The following is a 19852-nucleotide window of genomic DNA, read 5'->3' as shown; positions in this document are numbered from 1 at the left end:
CAATGGATACAAAACGTAAAATATATCCTTGGCGCACTATCGTATCGTTCTTACTGGTACTCTTTGCCATGCCGTTGGGACATGCGCTGATGATACTAATGGAGAAGTTTATGGACGAGGGCGCCATGCATGTAGCAGGGTTTGCGATGGGTTTCGTGGGGCTTGTCCTCGTTATCGTCGGCGTGTTCGTGAAAGGCGACACCCGCCAGACGCTGTGGGGACTCTTCGGCGGACTGCTCTTCTGGACGGGATGGGTGGAATTTCTCTTCCTCTACTATGCCCGCCGCTACGGCGTGCAGCCTGAAATGGAGAACGGCGTGGTGGTGACCAAGCCCGAATATCTCATCATGCCGGCCTCATTCGGACTGTGGATGATGGTGATGACGATGTACATCTTCAGCACCAAGAACGGCTGCGACTTCATCACGTGGATACAGAAAATGGTGTTCCGCAGCCGCCGCAAGGTCATCGCTGCCCAGCCCATGACACGCCACACGAGCATCGTGACGTTCATGGAACTCAACATGATGCTGTGGGGACTGTACCTGCTGCTGATGTTCTGTTACGACAAACGCTTCGTCGGCGACCACCATCCCGTGACGTTTTTCGTGGGCCTGGGCTGCCTCGTGGCATCAGTGTTCATGTTCCTTAAACAACTGCGCATCGCCTCGTGGGGAGCAAACATACGTATGGCGATAGCCACGGTCATCGTATTCTGGACGCCCGTGGAAATTCTCGGTCGCATCAATTTCTTTAAGGAATTCTGGGTTGAGCCCGAGAAGTACAGGTTGCAGATGATTGCAATCCTCGCGGTCTTCATTGTTCTCGGCTTTTATCTTTGGATAAAGAGCAAACAGCACAGGAGAGCTAAGACGAATGATTGAACTCCACGCATATAGCAAACCTAATCATAAACCCAAAAGACGGCTTGATAGCCGGTCTTGATAAAAAAACTTCAACGATGAAAGAAAATTTCAAAATCTCTATTCTCTGGGTGTCGATAATTGCAGGTATGTCTGCACATTCATTAATGGATATGATACCCCTTTTCTGGAATGCAAACATAGCAATCTCCAATGACGGTGTGGCTCCTATGTCGATGCTTGTGTTGATGGCGGTCGTTTCTGTCACCTTGCCGATGACGGGACTGCTGCTTTCGCTCTATGCCTGTAAAAGTCGGTATAAGTTAGTGCATTTCTGCCTTGCCGCACTCATTGCACTGTTTTGCACAGCACATTGCACGGAGCTTATATTCACTTTCGAGTTTCCACAGCTCTTTATCCACCCCATGCTAGTTGTGCTGAGCATAACGCTTGCCTATGAGTCGTGGAAATGGTATAAGGAGGCGTAAGCCTTTTATCATTATAAGAAACGCACTTGTCTTAATGATATAATGCGTTTTTTTATCTCACGTAATGAATACTGTTCACTTTTCCAATAAATCTCGTTATTTTCAACAATGAATAAAACGATATTCACCTTTATCTTATCGTTCATTCCCTTTTTCGGGTGGGCACAGGAACAGACCGTTTCGCCTTTTCACAAGGACGACCACGAGGGAGGACTGTTTGCAGGCGGTGCCGTCACTTATTAGAACAACACCAAGACCAAAGCCACTACGCTACAGTTGTATCCCGAGGTAGGCTGGCGGTTCAACGAGACATGGGCTACGGGCATCATGTTGGGTTATGCCTTCGGCTCGGAACGTGGCGAGAACGGACGAGAGAAAACCCATGCCCTGAAACTGTCACCTTTCGTACGCTACTACTATCTGCATAAAGGACTGTTCAACCTGTATTTAGACGGCGGTTTCGGCTACAACTACATCACTCCCGTCGGTTCTGCCGGAACTTACAGGCATCATGGCTTTGAGGTAGGGGTGCGTCCGGGCGTATGCGTGGATCTGAAGCATGGTGTGGAGCGATGCCACACCTTGTTCTACGTTGTTAGCTACTACCTTGTAGAGTCCGAAACGGGACGGCTCGTTGAACTGACGTAGAAAATTGCTCATGAAGTTTTTTAGAAGTCCGTCCTTGTTGTTAAACTTCAAGAACGCTGCCTGATTGGCAGCGATTACTTCGGTGGTTTTAAGGTTACCCTTGTCGTCAATACCGGATACTACGGAGAGTTTTCCCGTTTCTTTCTCGTTCTTTACCTCAGTGCGGTCTTCCAAGACCAGCACATAGTTGTCATTGTCTTTTGGTTCCATAATTATTTGTTATTTATTTGTTATTGAGTTACTATGTTGAACGACAAAGATATAAGCAATAATCAGATTGTTTATAACATAAAGAATTCACGGGAAAAGAAGGGAAAATAAAGGTATTATTGAAAGGTGTTTTGTAAACCTTAATTTGATTACTTACCAAAATATGATGTCGATTTCTTCGCTATCTGAGAACATGAAGTTTTAATGAAAAAGGAGATGTTGAACTTCTGTTATTACACTCTATCACACCAAATGTTGGATGAGGCAGATTTAATATTAAACCATTGATACATACTATATAGAATAATATCACCAATATTAGGTATATACAGATAAGTTTTTTTTTGTAAAAACTCCGCAAGTCATACCGTCTTATTGGTATTTTTATGGTACTTGCAAAAAAAATAATGATATTAGTTTGCTTATTTGTTTTTTTTTGCTTTCTTTGTAAAAAGAACTAATACAGTTAAGAATATATGCAATACCGACAATCTGATAGAAAGCTATATTTTCATGAACTTTCCACAACAAGCCAAAAATATTTTATTCCTTATATCGAAAAATATAAGGAAATAACTCATGGAATAAATGTTTTGGAAATAGGTTGTGGTGACGGAGGAAATCTTTTGCCTTTTTCTAAAAAGGGATGCAACACTCTTGGGGTTGATTTGGCAGAATGCAGAATTAGTGATGCTAAAAAGTTCTTTCATGAAGCCAATGCTGCAGGAGAATTTTTTGCTTCAGATATATTTGATATTAAAGGGAAGGATGGGCTTTTTGATTTAATAATTTGTCACGATGTTTTAGAACATATAGAGAATAAGTCTTTTTTTATATCTTCCTTAAAAAGATTTCTTGCCCCACGAGGGGTTGTTTTTATCTCTTTTCCTGCGTGGCAAATGCCGTTTGGAGGACATCAACAAATTTGTAGAGGAAAGTTCCTTTCTCATCTTCCTTGGTTTCATTTGTTACCTAAAATTTTATACGAAAGCCTTCTCAAACTTGGGAGAGAAAAAGAAGATACAATTAAGGAATTACTTAGCATCAAAAAGACAAAATGTCCTATTGAGCTTTTTGAGAAATTGATAGAAAAGAAATTTAGAGTTCTTGATAGAACTCTGTTTTTCATAAATCCGCATTATGAGGTGAAATTTAAGTTAAGGCCTCGCCTATTACATCCGACAATTGGGAAAATACCCTATATTCGTAATTTTTTCACAACGTCTTGCTTCTATTTATTATCATAATAAATTATTAAACAAGGTAATCTTACTTCCGAAAAGCGATTTCATAATCTCAAATTATTAATTAAAACCTGACAGCAATGAAAAATTTAATGGTTAAGAAAGCTGTTTCTGCTTTAGTTTTTGCTCTTTTTTGTGTAACTGCAAATGCACAAATGAAATTGTACAGTAATGGTCAATTAACAATTGGCAATACTGCACCCTATGGTTTCTACAAACAAACCATTGAAGGTCTTGGAATGTACTTCAAGTGTAAGACAAGCAATTTTTTCCAAATTGACGTCTCACCTGTTGGTACCCGTTTGGCTAGTCATGCCGACCAAGTTGTATTCTACAATACACAGACAAGTACTTTCAACAGTATTCAAGTTAAGGATGTTTATAATTACTCTGATGCAAGAGCGAAATCTAATATTCGTTCTTTACAAAATGGATTAAATTGCATTCTCAAATTGCGTCCCGTGTCATACTCTTTTTCAGATAAACCTACTAGAGAGGCTTCTTTACTAAGGAAAGGAGGAGATGAAAGGGAAATAGGTCTACTCGCACAAGAGGTTGAAAAAGTTTTACCTAATGTAGTTTTAACTGATGCGGAAGGTAAGAAATTGATTAACTATACTGCACTTATCCCTGTAATGATTGACGCTATCAAATCTTTACAAACGGAAATAGAACTTCTTAAAAATAAAAAATAGAATCCTATGAGATACAAGAATTTTATACTACTTTATACGGCGTTGATTTGCTCTTCTGTGGTAATTATATCTTGTAGTGATGTAATAGATAATAATATCATTAACAAGTCCGATAATCAAATTTCGACACGAGCAAGCCACAGACGCCCAACGGATTATTATTATTGGTATAATGGTAAAAAAATAGAAATATCTTCTTTACGAAATTTATACTATATTTCATCATCCGATAGTTCAAAGTTAGTGGCTATTGACTTGAAAAATTCTGCTGTTTCTACAATTACAACAAAGCAAGCAGTACAAAGCCAAAAAGGCTCTCAGTCGCGTTTTTGGAAAATAGTTGAAATAAGACCAGTTGGCAATGTAACTACGAATGGAATTCTTAGTTCAATGATACAAAAATTGAAAGGAAACAAAGATGTTCAAGTTGCGCCAGTGTTTGGACTTGATGAACAAGACTATATATCAACAAGTGAGTACTTTTATATAAAGTTAAAATCATCTCAAGACTATAATCTTCTCCAAAGTGTTGCGAAAGACTTTGACGCAAAGGTTATAAAGGAAGTTGATTACATGCCTAATTGGTACATTCTAAAGTCGCCGATAAATTCTAATGGTTTGGAAACTTCAAACAAATTCTACGAAACAGGCAAATTTGCGGATGTAGACCCTGCTTTTATGTTTAATTTTAAGACAAATAATTGTACCTCTGAGCCTGATTTTAATCGGCAATGGGGACTAGAAAAGGTCAATGCGTGCAATGCTTGGAAATTAACTAAAGGCAAACCTCAAATTACTGTTGCGGTTTTAGACCAAGGTGTAGATCAAAACCATAGAGAGTTCGCGAATAATTATAGTCCATTGTCATATGACATACATAATGGTCATTCTCCATCTGTTGTACGTGGAAGGCACGGTACTCATGTAGGAGGTATTATAGGTGCAAACCATAATGGAATTCAAATAGCAGGTCTTGCCCCTCAATCCACAATTTTATCCATCAGTCATGGATTGTACATTTCGCCAACTATTAGTAGCGAGTTAGCAACAGGGTTTGGATATGCGACATCTCACAATGTTGATGTTATCAACAACTCTTGGGGAGATCAGGGTGGAGCCTTTTACAAAGAAATGCATAGTGCTATCTTGGAAGATGCTATTAGGACCGCAATGACTTCTGGTAGGAATGGGAAAGGAATGATTGTTGTTTTTGCTTCTGGAAATTATAATAAATCAGTGCCAGATTATCCCGCAAATTTCCATCCAGACATTCTTGTTGTTGGTTCCGTAGACCAAAGGGATAAAAAATCTAGTTTTTCATCTTATGGGAAAGCTCTTGATGTTGTTGCACCAGGTAGTAATATTTTATCAACAGTTCCTAACAATGGTCTTGATGAGATGAGTGGTACTTCTATGGCAGCTCCTCATGTGAGTGCCATCGCTTCATTAGTTTTATCTATTAATCCAGAATTGACAAGAAAAGATGTTGTAGATATAATAGAACAAACTGCACAAAAGGCAGGAAATTATGTATATTCTACTTTACCTGATAGAACGAATGGAACTTGGAATGAGCAAATGGGATATGGTATCTGCGATGCCTTTTCAGCTGTTTCAGCAGCACAAGGAGGGATTGTTTACTTCTATGATCAAACAGTAACATCCAATAGAAATGTAGCAGGATGGATTATTAAAGCAAAAAATTTTAATGTTACAAGCAATTCATATTTGAAGTTCACATATGGTAATATTGTAACTATTGATGCTCCATTCACCATAACGAAAGGTTCTGTATTTGAGATCTCCAAGAAATAATTATCTTTTATATGCAGAAGAGGGATAAAATTTATCTGATAAAATTTATCCTTCTTCTGTCGTTCTTTTTAAGGATATTTCTTCCTTTTTCACCCTGAATTAATCTTTGATAAGATGTGATAATGATGGATCAGACTTTATCCTTTCCGTTTCCTTGCCAACAAGATTTAAAACCTCTCTCTTCACTCGTTTATAATTTTCCTCTATTGTTTCTTTGAGAGTATCTTTCCCCTCTTCATCTGTGAACTCAACAATCACAGGAATTGATAGATAGGCTTTCATCTCAGCGGAGACTTTGACACTATCCACCACTATTTCAGCATGGAAAATCTTCTGGTCGATGCGTTCATCGAAGTTGTCAGATACTGCTCCAACGAACATACCTTGTGTAAGGTTGGAAATCTTACTTGCAGGGATAAGACTATCCATCTGTGTTGAAATGGAAGTGGATTTGTCGTTACGGTTGATGGTCATAGACTGTCGTTGCTGGAGAACCTTTCCAAATCGTTCAGAAAGCGTCTTGGCCGTTTCTCCGACGACTTGCCCGGAGAAAACATTGCCTACCGTATTCTGAATCACTTTGCTCTCCTTATCCCCATAGTCACGGGTAAGCTGCGAAAAGTCCTGAAAACCCAGACACACTGCTACTTTATTACTTCGTGCAGTGGCAATCAGATTGTCCAAACCACGGAAGTAGATTGTCGGCAACTCGTCGATAATCACTGAGGATTTGAGTTGCTTCTTCTTGTTGATGAGCTTCACGATACGGCTGTTATACAAACCAAGTGCAGCCGAGTAGATATTCTGACGGTCGGGATTGTTACCCACAACAAGGACTTTCGGCTCATTGGGATTGTTGATGTCAAGTGAGAAATCATCACCTGTCATTACCCAATAGAGAGCTGGCGAAATCATACGTGAAAGCGGTATCTTGGCACTGGCAATCTGTCCCTGTAGCTGGTCTTGCGCTCCGCCCTCCCAAGCATCCATAAAGGGAGAAAGGTAGTTGGCAAGCTCATCGTAGGAAGTAAGTATCGGAAATATCTGTGCGTAGGGACGGTTCAGGAATTCTATGGCATGTGGAAAGGTGCAATACCTGCCGTTCTCATATATCTTCAGAAACCAGATAATGGCGGCAAGCAAGATAATCGGTGATTCGACGAAAAAATCTCCTTGCTTCTGAATCCACGAACGGTTCAGATTAAGCATAATGGTATAGGCACTCTCGTAGGCATCCGATATATCCGTCATAAAAGCAGGATTGATAGGATTGCAGCGGTGCGATTTGCGTGGGTCATCAAAGTTAATCACATAGAACTGAGGCTTTACTTGGTAGGCATCAAGGTGGTTGAGCAAATGGTTGTAGGCAATCTCGGAAAGGTCGGGAAACTTATAATCATAGATATACATGGCAAAGCCTTTCTCTATCTGTTGCTTGATGTAGTTGTTCACGATAGCGTATGACTTACCAGAGCCGGGTGTGCCGAGCACCATCGAGGCACGGAATGGATTGACTACATTGATCCAGCCCTTGTTCCACTTCTTCTTATAGTAGAATCGTGTAGGAAGGTTTACCGAGTATTCGTTCTCCATCAACCGAGTTTCCTGCATAAAGCTCTCATTCTCGGTATTGAACACATCGTCCATCAAGTTGTTTTTGAGCAGTCGGCTCATCCACACACCTGCCATCAGCAGACAGATATAGCCCACAGACAGCGTAAAGATATAGAGCGAAGCAGTACCCACCTTACCAATGGGCAATGCCAACAGCCACCAATTCAGAAAAAAGAGCACAAAACCTGCGAAAAGCACCGTCCAAATCTTTGGCCATGTGATTTTCTCTTCCTTCACGCCTTTTGTACCTAAACAGGAGAGCGCAAGGAAAACCACACAAAAGAGTTTCGTCCAAAGGATGGACGAGAACAAGCCCGTAGTCCGCTCAAAATTCATCAGTATTTTGTTGATGATGCTCAATGTGAAATGCCATTGCTGGAATGCCTCGTAACAAAACCAATAACAGTTAATCAGGAGGAATATCACAGATATACCCCGCATAAAGTCCATAACTTTACCCAATGCCCTTAAATCATCTTCTTGTGCCATAATAATGTATTTGTAGCCTCCCCCCAACCCCTCCGAAAGGAGGGGAGTTGGAATTGCTCGTTTATTTAATGTTTTCTTCGTCTAAGATTTACCTTACTTTGCTTTCGGAGTTTACGCTGCCATGCCGCTTCTTTCCAATCATCATTGCCCGATGCAGAGAAAGTTTCTCCCACCATATCGTCGATTAGTTCATCAACAAGGTTGTCGCCTTCCTCTGTGTCTTGTTGTAATAACTGCATGTTATTTATCTGTTCATGGCTAACGGACGGATTACCATAAAGCGATTCATCCAAGAATGGATTGTGAGCAGGGTTAGAGAAGTACTCGTTAAACTTATTGGCGGCATATCCCTTCCCCAATCGTGAGCCGTTGAGCGCAACGCCTCCTTCGTCGTCTATGAAGGTAATGCCATAGATACGTCCGCTTTCATTCTTTCGGATTGCCACACGCAAGCCCTGTTCCTCCAATCTTTGTCGAAGTTCTTCCTCTGTCTTTGGAGAGGTACGCATAACTTCCAATATCTTTCTTCTAACGGTTGGTATCAGCGGCTTGATGGCTTGCTTCGATTTCCGCATCCTGTTCTGCACGGCAGTGTGGCCTACACCACGGCCGATGTCTGAGGCATGGATGGGTGTGCCTGCCTTGTTTCCCTTGTCATTAGTCGAGACATAGACAAGCCCGTCGTATTTCCTTCCCCGAAACTCCTTCCTGACTTCTTCCACTGCAAGATTGTATGCGGAGAGAACGGCGTTCAGTTCACCCAATGAACAGAAGCGATAATGCTTCAGCACCCTGCGGAGGACGCTTGCCACCTGCTCCTTGATGTTTCCTTTACCCATATCCACCTTGGGCGTTTCTGTTTCTGCCTTATTACTAATTTTTGAACTTGGAATAAGATTATACTTCCTTTCCAAGGCATCGGTAATCTGCTTGCTCCGCCGCTTCTCAAACTTATCGTTCATCTTTCTTCCTTTGCTGTCCACCCGAAGCGACACGATGTGTATATGCTCACGGGCAATGTCATTATGCTTGAAGACGATGTAGGGTTGCTTGCCATAGCCGAGTGCCTCCATATATTCCTTTGCAATCTGCGTGAGTTGCTCATCAGATAGTTTCTCGTCTGGGTGCGGATTGAGGGAGCAGTGAAAAACCGTTTTCTTTGTCCTGCATTGCTCTGGTATCGTCTTTTGCATATCGGCAAGTACCTTATCCATTTGAAAAGTGCCATCGAAGCCTTTCCGAAGTTCGTTCACGCAGAGGACTACCGCTTCGTTGTGCTGCATCTTTTTGAAGTTATACCCCAATGCTCCTCCAAGGTTCTCGGTAGAAGAAATCTTTGCAATCATATTCCTTTATCGACTATCAAATTGTTCCGTCAGTTGGATGGCTTTCTGTTGTAGCGTGATGATTTGACCAGAGATTTTTTCCAATTTTTCAAGTAAAATCTGTGCAGTTTTCACGCTGTGATAAGAGTTTATTGCGCGTACTGTTTGGTTGTAGAGTACGCCTATCCGATGATTTTCGGCAATCAATTCCGAGAGTTTACGATAATAATCCACAGCGGATTTATCTACTGTTATCACCTTGAACTTCTCCCCAAGAATACAGCCACGCACAAAATCAGACTTCGATTTTGCACCGGATTTATGGAAAAGTTCAATGACTTTTTGCTGGTCTTTGGGGTTGGGCAACCGTACATGCCAGTTGTCCCAACGTGGCTTTTCTGCCGTCTTTTGTTCTGAACCGCGTTCCGTTTCCTTTTTCATATTCGTTTTGGCTTCTAATTACGACTTTGGAGTAATTCATCTCCCCTTCGGGGCAAGGGTATTTGTGGTACAAACGTCGGTTTGTGTTACAAAGACACACCTTGCCAATATCAAGAGATGATGCAATAGAAGCATCCACCTTTCAGGGTGTCTGTTTCAAAGAATACATCTCTATATCTTCTATCTGCCTGCAAAGTTACGGCAGATTTTCAAATATCTCATTATCAGCGACATTCACTCTTTTTCCTTTCATTTCCCTGCATTTCACAGGCGTCATAAAATCAGCCGAAATATCATTTATTTTGCAGTCAGAACGAGCGAACAATGGTATGATGTCACAAGCAAAAGACATATCATATTACTGTCTGCTTGCACCAAAGATAATAAGAAGGAACAATACATATTCATAACAATTTATTGTCATGACAAACTATTGTCAGTACAACAGATTGTAAGAACTCGAAATCGTTCTTTAGGACTATCGTATGAACCAAATGTAGTCAAAACAAACTGTCTGCTAATAACTCTTAAGAATAAAAGAACATCCAAACATCAAATAGACAAATAATATAAACTAAGAAATTATCATTATGGAGAACAAACAACAACACCCCCTCTTTCTGGGGTTCTCCTCGCAAAAGGGAGGAGTGGGAAAAAGTACGCTTGCCGAAATCATAAGTAGCATCCTTTTCTATGAGAAGGATGTCAATCTCTTCGTGGTGGACTGCGACTTGTCACAGGATTCCTTTTACAAGCTCAGGGAGCGAGAGAAGAGTGTCATTCAGAAAAGCGAGGAACTGTCAAGGTCGATGGAAGCGTATTTTCAGACATTCGGTAAACAAGCATACCGAATTTACAAGTCCGCCCCCCGTGATGCGGTCAAAACAGCCAGTAACCATATCGAGAGACTCCATGACGAGGAGTTTCAGGTGGTCGTGTTCGACTTCCCCGGTCATGCAGGAACCTCTGAGCTGATGGAGCTGTCCCTTCAGATGGACTATATCCTTTCTCCGCTTGAAGCCGACATCCAGTCCTTGGTCTCATGTCTGGCATACGCCAAGACTATCACGGACATTGGAGTTTCTATGTCCGATTCCCGGATAAAGGACATCATACTGTTTTGGAACAAGGTGGACAGAAGGGTAAGGAACGTCATCATCGACGAATATACTAAGTTCATCAACGAGCAGCAAATCACGCTCCTTCCCGGCTATGTATATGCCATGCACCGCTTCTCCCACGAACTTTCCACATACGGGCTACGAGGAGTGTTTCGCTCCACCTATCAGCCTCCCGCAAAGGGGTTGAGAAGAGGCACAGGAGTGGATGAGCTCATATCAGATTTGATACAACGTCTCAAACTAAAAACGAAATCAGAAAATGGCAACGATTGAGGAAAGAAAGCAACAGCTGGAAACCAAGCTGAAGAAAATGGCAGAGGACAACGTCGTTGTGGAACCAGCAACGACTCCCAACTCCTTCGACCCGACCGATGAAGCTGCGCCTTTGCCTGAAACATCACGAGAGGAGGAAAGAGTCCCGAAAGAGGCAAAGACGTTAAAAGAGAAATTTGCAGAAGAAACTGAGGAGGAAACTGGGAAGACAAGGGATAAGGAAACAAGAAGAGAAAGTAATCCGAGAATGGAAAAGCCCATCAGGCTATCCCTTTCCATCGAGGAGTACCGTTCCCTGTACTTTCGTCCCGTCCGTTCCCAAATGCGGACAGCCTTCTCCATTAATCTGGAAACGCTGCAGAACCTGCGCAACGTGTTGCAGGACTTGGGGGAGCGTGTTTCCATAGCCGCATATATAGACAACATTCTTCGGGAACACCTGCGTGAACATTTGGAATTGCTCAACAGTGCGGCAGCAAAACAAAGACGCAAGACAACAATAACACTATGATGGAAACAATACTTTTCAGTTTTATACTGATACTCATCATCATTTGGATAATGCTGGGTATCCTGTACTTCTATATGCGGTATGTATCTCCGTATGGCATCCTTATCAAGAAAAATAAAAAGGGCAATGAGCAGACTAAGGAGAATGAAGCGACGAAGAAAAAAGACGGACAAAAAGGAGAAGGAACAGAGGAGCAAGCCGAGTTTGTACTGATTGGCAAAAGCCGTTCCATTTCCCCTATTATCCCACAAGCTCCCTCTGCTTCATCATTAGAAAATTCAAAGCAGAATAGTAATAATTTTGTACCGCAAAACTCCGAAAATAAAGATGATATGAAGGAAGAGGATAACGAGATGGAGGTTAGCTATGAGATGGAAAGAGAGGACGAAAACGAGGTTGCTCGCGAGGAGCTGAGTCTGCCCATTGAGTCCGCATCTGAAGATGGCGAGATATCCAGTCAATCTATCCTCGTACGTGACTTAGGTCGCATGAGAAAGTGGCGTAAGAACAGTGATGAGGTAGATGATGCCGAAGTCAAGGAAATTGTCGGTCAACTTAAAGGCACTGACTTTATGGAGAAATACAAGGAGTATGTCGCCAAAATGCAAGGTGAGCAGTCCATCCTGCTGGATAAAATCCGAAGAGCAGAGGAAGGAGAAGAGCAGACAGATGAATTGTCCACTTTCGATGACTCCAGAAAGAACTCTTCTGACAATATGATGACGGAAACTGACGATATGGGTGATCGTCCACTGTCATATTATCTGTAAACTAATGTTCTTACTCTTATTATAAAATTGTAAAGTGATGCGGGGGTGGCTCAAAAGTAAAACAATCTGCCAATATCTGTCATACGATAAAACCGAGCTACCCCTTGCCACTTTCACCCTAAAAAGAAAATAATTTGTTTAACAACTTAAAATAAAAACAGCAATGAACAACAAAAAAAAAATCACAATGCTGCTCCTGATGGCTGCCGCCACCGTAGGAGCTTATGCGCAGGGCAATGGAATGGCGGGTATCAATGAAGCCACCAAAATGGTAACCTCCTACTTTGACCCGGGTACAAAACTCATCTATGCCATCGGTGCCGTGGTGGGCTTGATAGGAGGAATAAAAGTCTATAACAAGTTCTCTAGTGGCGACCCCGATACGAGCAAGACCGCAGCCTCTTGGTTCGGTGCGTGTATCTTCCTCATCGTGGCTGCCACCATCCTACGTTCTTTCTTCCTGTAACAATGGCTGAGTGGGAAATCAACAAAGGTGTAGGTCGGACGGTGGAGTTCAAGGGCTTGAAGGCGCAGTATCTCTTCCTCTTTGCGGGAGGGTTGCTGGCTGTCTTCATTCTCGTGGTCGTGCTCTATCTCTGTGGAGTCAGCCAAATTACCTGTCTTGTCATAGGTGTAGTGGGTGCCAGCCTTGTGGTATGGCAAACGTTCACCATGAATAGAAAGTACGGGCAATATGGGCTGATGAAAAAGGGAGCCGTGAGAATGCACCCACGCTACCTCGTGAACCGCCGGACGGTCTATCACCTTATCTGTAACCTTCAACCCAAAAGAAAGAAGCAATGAGAAACAACAGTAAGATAAGTACCTTGGAGTCGAAGTTTCCACTGCTCTCCGTAGAGCAGGGGTGCATGGTGAGCAAAGATGCTGACATCACGGTGGCTTTCCGTGTGGAGCTGCCCGAACTCTTTACCGTTACCTCAACAGAATACGAAGCAATGCACTCTGCTTGGCATAAGGCAATCAAGGTACTACCCAATTACAGCATCGTACACAAGCAGGACTGGTTCATCAAGGAGGACTATCAAGGCAAACTCTCCGATGGCGGACTGAGTTTCCTTGCCCGTTCCTCTGAACGGCATTTTAACGAGCGTCCGTATCTATACCACTCGGTCTATCTCTTCCTTACTAAGACGAACAAGCAGCGTATGGCGCAGCAGAGCAACTTCTCTTCACTCTGCCGTGGACACCTCATTCCCAAAGAAATCACCAACAAAGACGAGGTGATGAAGTTTATGGAAGCCGTCGATCAGTTCGAGCGTATCATCAACGATACCGAACAGATAAGGATCATCCGCATGTCAGAAGATGAGTTAGTTGGCACAAATGAAAAGGGTGGCCTGCTTGACAGGTATTTCTCTTTATCTGAAGAAGGGCATGCGTCTTTGGAGGACATCCGTCTGGGCGCAGACCTTGTGCGTGTGGGCGACAATATGCTCTGCTTACATACATTAAGCGATACAGATGATTTGCCCACAAGTGTGAGTACGGATAGCCGATATGAACGGTTATCCACCGACAGGAGCGACTGCCGTCTTTCCTTTGCCGCTCCCGTGGGTCTGATGTTGCCGTGTAACCACATCTATAACCAGTATATCTTCATTGAGGACAGCGATGCCAATCTGGAACGCTTCGAGAAACAGGCACGGAATATGCACTCGCTGGCACGCTACAGCCGTAGCAACCAAATCAACGAGGAGTGGATACAGGAGTATCTCAATATTGCCCATTCACAGGGACTGACCTCCATCCGTGCTCACTTCAACGTATTGGCATGGAGTAGCGATAAGGAAGAACTGCGCCAAATCAAGAATGACGTGGGCTCTGCCCTTGCTTTGATGGAATGCCACCCTCGCCACAATACCATTGATGCGGCAACGCTCTATTGGGCGGGCATTCCCGGCAATGCAGCCGATTTTCCTTCGGAAGAGTCGTTCTATACATTTATAGAGCCTGCGCTCTGCTTTTTTAACGCTGAGACGAACTACAAGGATTCGCTCTCTCCCTTTGGTATCAAGATGGCAGACCGCCTTTCGGGAAAACCAGTTCATCTGGACATATCGGATTTGCCGATGAAAAAGGGAGTCATCACCAACCGTAACAAATTTATCTTGGGTCCTTCGGGTAGTGGTAAGTCTTTCTTTACCAACCACATGGTACGCCAGTATTACGAGCAAGGGGCTCACGTCCTCTTGGTTGATACGGGTAACTCGTATCAAGGCTTGTGTGAACTCATCCACCGCAAAACCAAGGGTGAGGACGGGGTCTATTTCACCTATACTGATGCACATCCTATCTCTTTTAATCCTTTCTATACCGATGACAATTTCTTCGATGTAGAGAAAAGGGAGAGTATCTGCACATTATTACTTACACTTTGGAAAAGTGCTGATGAACATATCACCAAGACCGAAGCAGGCGAACTCGGTTCTGCCGTGAATGCCTATATAGAGTTGATACGCTCGGACAGGAGCATTACTCCCTGCTTCAACACTTTCTATGAGTATCTGCGAGATGTGTACCGCAAGGATATGGAAAAGCGTGACATCAAGGTAACGCTCTCGGACTTCAACATCAACAACCTCTTAACTACATTGAAGCAATACTATCGTGGCGGTCGTTATGATTTCCTGCTGAACTCGGACAAGAACATCGACCTGCTCTCCAAACGCTTCATCGTCTTTGAAATCGATCAAGTGAAGGATAATAAAGACCTTTTCCCAGTGGTAACGATTATCATCATGGAAGCCTTCATCAACAAGATGCGTCGATTAAAGGGTATCCGCAAGATGATACTCATCGAGGAAGCGTGGAAAGCCATCGCTTCGGCAAACATGGCAGATTACATCAAGTATCTCTATAAGACGGTGAGAAAGTATTTCGGGGAAGCCATTGTCGTGACTCAGGAGGTGGACGATATCATCCAGTCGCCCATTGTCAAGGAGAGCATCATCAATAACTCCGACTGCAAGATACTGCTCGACCAGCGCAAGTATATGACCAAGTTCGATGGTATACAGGCGATGCTCGGTCTTTCGGAAAAGGAAAAGAGCCAGATACTCTCCATCAATCAAAACAATGACCCGAACCGACTCTACAAGGAGGTGTGGATAGGTCTGGGCGGTATGCAGAGTGCAGTCTATGCCACAGAAGTGAGCATGGAGGAATACCTGACCTACACCACGGAGGAAACCGAGAAGGTAGAGGTCATGCAGCGTGCGGAACAGATCGGTGGCGACATCGAGACCGCTATCCGACAACTTGCCAACGAGAAAAGAAACAATAAAAAGAAATAAGTAATAAACCATCAAAACTATAGCAACAATGAAAAAGTACATTTTCATGGCTCTCTTAGGATTGAGCCTTTCAGTTCCCAAAGCTCACGCACAGTGGACGGTCTATGATCCCGGTAACTTTGCCGGCAACATTGCCAATACGGTCAAGGAGATAGCAACAGCCTCCAAGACGGTGAAGAACACCTTGGATGGATTCAAGGAAGTAGAAAAACTCTACAACGACACCAAGAAGTATTACGATGCCTTGAAGAAAGTGAATAACCTTATTGGCGATGCCTATAAGGTCAAGGAGTGTATTCTCATGGTGGGCGACATCTCGGAGATTTATGTCACCTCGTATAAGAAGATGCTCTCGGATAAGAACTTCCGCCCGACAGAACTCGCCGCAATAGCTTCGGGCTACACCAAGCTACTCGAGCAAAGTGGTGAAAGCCTGAAGGAACTCAAGTCCATCGTCAAGAGTAATGTCTTCTCCATGAACGACCACGAGCGCATGCAACAGATAGACCGTATCTATACAACACTACGTGAATACCGCTCCTTGGTGTCGTACTATACAAGGAAGAATATCTCCGTGAGTTATGTGCGTGCTCGTGAGAAGAACGACCTTGCCTCTGTCAAGGCACTCTACGGCAACACGGCAAGCAGGTACTGGTAATTCCACAGACTAAAAAGAACTTGAAAAAACTTTCATAAAACACTTTTGCTTATGGATTTTGCCAGTTTACATGAGCTGCTACGCTCCACCTACGATGAGATGATGCCCCTCTGTGCCCAGATGACAGGCATTGCCAAGGGTATTGCGGGTTTGGGTGCACTCTTTTATATTGCTCTTCGGGTATGGGCTTCCATTGCCCGTGCCGAGGCAATAGATGTTTTTCCGCTTCTCCGACCTTTCGTGCTGGGCTTCTGCATCATGTTCTTCCCGACAGTCGTACTGGGTACGATGAATGCCGTTCTCTCGCCTGTAGTGCAGGGAACGGAGATGATGGTACACCAGCAGGAGGGGAACCTTGCAGAACTTACTGCCAAGCGGGACAAGTTGCAGGAGGAAGCCTACCTGCGCAATCCCGAAACGGCCTACTTGGTGTCCAACGAGAAGTTTGACCAGAAGATAGAGGAAATGGGCATTATCGGTCCAGAGGATGCCGTGACGATAGCGGGTATGTATGCCGAGCGTGCCGCCTATCAGACCAAGCAATGGGTCATGAAATTGGTACACGATTTTTTAGAATTGCTGTTCCATGCTTCGGGACTCATCATCGACACGCTTCGCACCTTTATTCTGATTGTCCTTTCGATACTCGGACCTATCGTGTTCGGCATAGCCGTATGGGATGGTCTTGCAGGCTCACTTACGGCATGGTTCTCACGCTATATCTCTGTCTACCTGTGGCTGCCTGTCAGTTCTATCCTCACGGCACTACTCACCAAGATACAGGTGCTAATGATGCAGAAGGACATCGATGCGCTCAGCGACCCTAACTATCTGCCTGATTCAGGAACGTGGTACTACATCGTCTTCTTCCTTATCGGTATTGTAGGCTACTTCTGTGTACCTACCGTGGCAGGGTGGATTATTGAAGCTGGTGGCGGTATCGGCTCCTACGGACGCAATGTCAACCAGACCGCACAGCGTGGCGCTCAAGGTGCATATACTGGTGGCAAGGCTGCAATGGCAGGCGCAGGTGCTGCTGTGGGAAATGTCGGTGGGCGTATCAAAGGTGCACTGCTCAAAGGAAAATAGAAATGGAGCAACTATACTTAATAAATCAACAGATATAAAAGAAAAAAGAAATGGAATTCAAATCACTTGGTAATATCGAGACCTCATTCAGACAGATAAGACTCTATGCCTTTGTCTTTGCTATCGTCTGCGTGGCGGTAAGCGGTTATACCGTCTATGCCTCGTACAGCTTCGCCAAGGAGCAGCGGGAGAAAATCTATGTGCTTGACCAGGGAAAGTCGCTCATGCTGGCTCTCAGTCAGGATGCAAGTCGTAATCGTCCCGTAGAGGCAAGAGAGCATGTGCGTCGTTTTCATGAGCTGTTCTTCACCATTGCACCTGACAAGGACGCCATCGAGAGGAACATGGAGCGTGCCTTCCTGCTATGCGACAAGTCGGCTTTCAATTATTATAAGGACTTGGCGGAGAAAGGCTATTATAACCGTGCCATATCGGGTAATATCAATCAGCGCATAGAGGTGGACTCTATCCGTTGCAACTTTAATACTTACCCCTATGCGGTAACGACCTATGCACGGCAGTTTATCGTCCGTCAGAGTAACATTACAGAGCGCAGTCTTGTTACGACCTGCACGCTACAGAACTCTGTCCGCTCAGACAATAATCCGCAAGGATTTCTAATGGAACACTTCCTCGTCAAGGAGAACAGAGACATACAGACTTATAAACGATAAGGCTATGGCAAGGAAAAGAAACTTTTTACTCTCACGTCACTATCTGCGCTTTCACCTGTGGCTCCGCCATCTGTGTGAAAGGCTCACGATAAGGCAGCGCAAGGCTATCGTCTATGGGCTGAGCTTCATCTATCTGCTCTGCTCGCTTTGGATGATAGCGCAGTTCTTCCTTCCTCCAAAGAAGGAGAAACTGATCATCCCCAAAGGAAAGTTGGTGGACAGTCCGATAGGGACAAACAGCACATTGCATGAGTTACACGACAATTATTACCTACAACATCATCAAAAAATCAACAACAATGGATAATAAACAGAAAGAACAAATGAAGAAAGGCTTAGTCTTCGGAGGATTAGGACTGCTGTTTGCCCTTTCAATGTGGTTTATCTTCGCACCGTCGGATAAGGATAAGACTGCTGCCGAGCAGGGCTTGAACGACAGTATTCCGCAGGCAACGCCCGAGCAGCTTACGGGCAACAAGCTAAAAGCCTACGAATTAGGCGACAAGGCACACGAGGAAGAACAAACCCGTGAAGAGATGGGCAAGCTGTCGGACTACTTCGCACAGAGCACAGCCCCCTCGGAAGCGGAGCGTGCACAAGTGGCTGCATCGACGGCAAAGATAGAAAACTCGATGCACCGCTATGAGGAGAATAATCGGCTGTTGAACTCTTTTTACGCTCCCGACCCGCACGAGCAGGAGCGTGAAGCAATGAGACAGGAGATTGACAACCTCAAAAAGGAATTGGCTTCCAAAGACAGCAGGGAGGACAATGAAGAGAAACGACAGCTTGCCCTGATGGAAAAGAGCTATCAGATGGCAGCAAAGTATCTGCCCAAGACATCATCTGTCCCTCCGTCATTGGAGAATGCTTTTGCGAATGATAAAGGAAACACATCCACAATCACCGATATTGGAACAGAAAAGGGGCAGATGCAAGCAAACGCTCCAGTTATGGAGGTCTTGGCGGAACGTAAACAGGTGGTGTCTTCGCTCGGTCAGCCGATGAGCGATGCAGATTTCATCAAGGAATACGGCACGAAAGCACGCAACATGGGCTTCCATTCGCTAACAAGTACGGCTGCACCCACGATGCGCAACACGCTCAAAGTGGTGGTGGACAGAACGACCACGCTCAAGGAGGGCGACAATGTGGTGCTTCGTCTGCTGGAGACTGCCAAGGTGCAGGGACTGCGCATTCCACGTCAAAGCCGACTCATAGCCATTGCTAAGATTGAGGGCAACCGTATGCACCTGCTCATTAAGAGTATTGAGGTTGGTGGGCATATCATAGCCGTCAAGCTCTCGGCATACGACACGGACGGACAGGAGGGTGTGTATATACCCGGTTCGGAGGACATCAATGCGCTTAAGGAAGTTGGGGCGAACATCGGCGGTTCAATGGGCACATCCTTTACCTTCGCTTCCTCTGCCAAAGACCAAATTATCTCCGAGGCTGCCCGTGGGGTGATGCAAGGTGCAAGTCAGCTGCTTCAGAAGAAACTGCGCACCATCAAGGTAACGCTCAAAGGGGGCTATCGCCTCTTCTTGGTGCAGACAAAATAAACAATCAAGAATAACAAGTAAAACAATAACATCAAATCAACAGCA

Annotated in this window: 20 protein-coding genes and 1 pseudogene; 17 read left to right on the top strand and 4 right to left on the bottom strand. The window is 44.2% G+C overall.

Features of this window, described 5'->3' with window-relative positions:
* Positions 1-2 precede the first annotated feature (2 nt).
* The 3 genes from NQ518_RS10285 to NQ518_RS10275 all read left to right on the top strand — a co-directional run bounded on the left by NQ518_RS10285 (position 3) and on the right by NQ518_RS10275 (position 1594).
* Positions 3-884: a hypothetical protein gene (locus NQ518_RS10285; RefSeq protein WP_227962007.1), complete on the top strand. Its 882-nt coding sequence runs from the start codon at positions 3-5 to the stop codon at positions 882-884.
* Between the two features lie 152 nt (positions 885-1036).
* Complete coding sequence (locus tag NQ518_RS10280; protein ID WP_130828313.1) at positions 1037-1351, top strand: hypothetical protein; 315 nt, start codon at positions 1037-1039, stop codon at positions 1349-1351.
* Positions 1352-1459: 108 nt separating this feature from the next.
* Positions 1460-1594: a hypothetical protein gene (locus NQ518_RS10275; protein WP_007173288.1), complete on the top strand. Its 135-nt coding sequence runs from the start codon at positions 1460-1462 to the stop codon at positions 1592-1594.
* A gap of 309 nt (positions 1595-1903) precedes the next feature.
* Here NQ518_RS10275 and NQ518_RS10270 read toward each other — a convergent pair.
* Positions 1904-2209, bottom strand: a pseudogene (locus NQ518_RS10270) (hypothetical protein); the annotation flags it as partial.
* 476 nt (positions 2210-2685) lie between these two features.
* Here NQ518_RS10270 and NQ518_RS10265 point away from each other — a divergent pair.
* The 3 genes from NQ518_RS10265 to NQ518_RS10255 all read left to right on the top strand — a co-directional run bounded on the left by NQ518_RS10265 (position 2686) and on the right by NQ518_RS10255 (position 5963).
* Complete coding sequence (locus NQ518_RS10265) at positions 2686-3456, top strand: class I SAM-dependent methyltransferase (RefSeq protein WP_048739352.1); 771 nt, start codon at positions 2686-2688, stop codon at positions 3454-3456.
* Between the two features lie 77 nt (positions 3457-3533).
* Complete coding sequence (locus NQ518_RS10260) at positions 3534-4148, top strand: tail fiber domain-containing protein (RefSeq protein ID WP_007173291.1); 615 nt, start codon at positions 3534-3536, stop codon at positions 4146-4148.
* A gap of 6 nt (positions 4149-4154) precedes the next feature.
* Positions 4155-5963, top strand: coding sequence for a S8 family peptidase (locus tag NQ518_RS10255; RefSeq protein ID WP_080975323.1), 1809 nt, complete (start codon positions 4155-4157; stop codon positions 5961-5963).
* Positions 5964-6062: 99 nt separating this feature from the next.
* Here the strand turns inward: NQ518_RS10255 and mobC are convergent, their stop codons facing one another.
* The 3 genes from mobC to NQ518_RS10240 all read right to left on the bottom strand — a co-directional run bounded on the left by mobC (position 6063) and on the right by NQ518_RS10240 (position 9832).
* Entirely contained in the window at positions 6063-8066 is a 2004-nt protein-coding gene (gene mobC, locus NQ518_RS10250) for a conjugal transfer protein MobC (protein WP_007173293.1), read from the bottom strand.
* A 65-nt stretch (positions 8067-8131) separates the two neighbouring features.
* Positions 8132-9412 (bottom strand): conjugal transfer protein MobB, encoded by a 1281-nt coding sequence (mobB, locus tag NQ518_RS10245; protein ID WP_007173294.1) that lies wholly within the window; start codon positions 9410-9412, stop codon positions 8132-8134.
* A gap of 6 nt (positions 9413-9418) precedes the next feature.
* Positions 9419-9832 (bottom strand): plasmid mobilization protein, encoded by a 414-nt coding sequence (locus NQ518_RS10240; protein ID WP_227962009.1) that lies wholly within the window; start codon positions 9830-9832, stop codon positions 9419-9421.
* Between the two features lie 590 nt (positions 9833-10422).
* Here NQ518_RS10240 and NQ518_RS10235 point away from each other — a divergent pair.
* The 11 genes from NQ518_RS10235 to traM all read left to right on the top strand — a co-directional run bounded on the left by NQ518_RS10235 (position 10423) and on the right by traM (position 19807).
* Positions 10423-11226 (top strand): nucleotide-binding protein, encoded by an 804-nt coding sequence (locus tag NQ518_RS10235; RefSeq protein WP_004358273.1) that lies wholly within the window; start codon positions 10423-10425, stop codon positions 11224-11226.
* Positions 11213-11737: a DUF3408 domain-containing protein gene (locus NQ518_RS10230; RefSeq protein ID WP_004339329.1), complete on the top strand. Its 525-nt coding sequence runs from the start codon at positions 11213-11215 to the stop codon at positions 11735-11737. The genes NQ518_RS10235 and NQ518_RS10230 overlap by 14 nt, the downstream gene beginning before the upstream one ends.
* On the top strand, positions 11734-12507 hold the full coding sequence (locus tag NQ518_RS10225; RefSeq protein ID WP_227962011.1) for a hypothetical protein: 774 nt from the start codon (positions 11734-11736) through the stop codon (positions 12505-12507). Before NQ518_RS10230 ends, NQ518_RS10225 begins: the two co-directional genes overlap by 4 nt.
* 163 nt (positions 12508-12670) lie before the next feature.
* Complete coding sequence (locus tag NQ518_RS10220; protein ID WP_004354999.1) at positions 12671-12973, top strand: DUF4134 domain-containing protein; 303 nt, start codon at positions 12671-12673, stop codon at positions 12971-12973.
* Between the two features lie 2 nt (positions 12974-12975).
* A complete protein-coding gene (locus NQ518_RS10215; protein ID WP_227962012.1) occupies positions 12976-13311 on the top strand; it encodes a DUF4133 domain-containing protein in 336 nt (111 codons plus the stop codon).
* On the top strand, positions 13308-15821 hold the full coding sequence (locus NQ518_RS10210; protein WP_227962014.1) for a TraG family conjugative transposon ATPase: 2514 nt from the start codon (positions 13308-13310) through the stop codon (positions 15819-15821). The genes NQ518_RS10215 and NQ518_RS10210 overlap by 4 nt, the downstream gene beginning before the upstream one ends.
* 28 nt (positions 15822-15849) lie before the next feature.
* Entirely contained in the window at positions 15850-16479 is a 630-nt protein-coding gene (locus NQ518_RS10205) for a DUF4141 domain-containing protein (RefSeq protein ID WP_036926146.1), read from the top strand.
* 51 nt (positions 16480-16530) lie between these two features.
* On the top strand, positions 16531-17568 hold the full coding sequence (gene traJ, locus NQ518_RS10200) for a conjugative transposon protein TraJ (protein ID WP_004358249.1): 1038 nt from the start codon (positions 16531-16533) through the stop codon (positions 17566-17568).
* Between the two features lie 50 nt (positions 17569-17618).
* Entirely contained in the window at positions 17619-18242 is a 624-nt protein-coding gene (traK, locus tag NQ518_RS10195; protein ID WP_036900544.1) for a conjugative transposon protein TraK, read from the top strand.
* A gap of 4 nt (positions 18243-18246) precedes the next feature.
* Positions 18247-18549 (top strand): hypothetical protein, encoded by a 303-nt coding sequence (locus NQ518_RS10190; RefSeq protein ID WP_227962020.1) that lies wholly within the window; start codon positions 18247-18249, stop codon positions 18547-18549.
* Complete coding sequence (traM, locus tag NQ518_RS10185; RefSeq protein WP_227962021.1) at positions 18542-19807, top strand: conjugative transposon protein TraM; 1266 nt, start codon at positions 18542-18544, stop codon at positions 19805-19807. Before NQ518_RS10190 ends, traM begins: the two co-directional genes overlap by 8 nt.
* The last annotated feature ends 45 nt before the right edge of the window (positions 19808-19852 follow it).

Origin of the sequence: Hoylesella buccalis ATCC 35310, assembly GCF_025151385.1 — a bacterium.
GTDB classification, from domain to species: Bacteria; Bacteroidota; Bacteroidia; order Bacteroidales; family Bacteroidaceae; genus Prevotella; species Prevotella buccalis.
The sequence above is the reverse complement of the archived record's forward strand: the minus strand, read 5'-3'. Positions and strand labels throughout refer to the sequence as shown.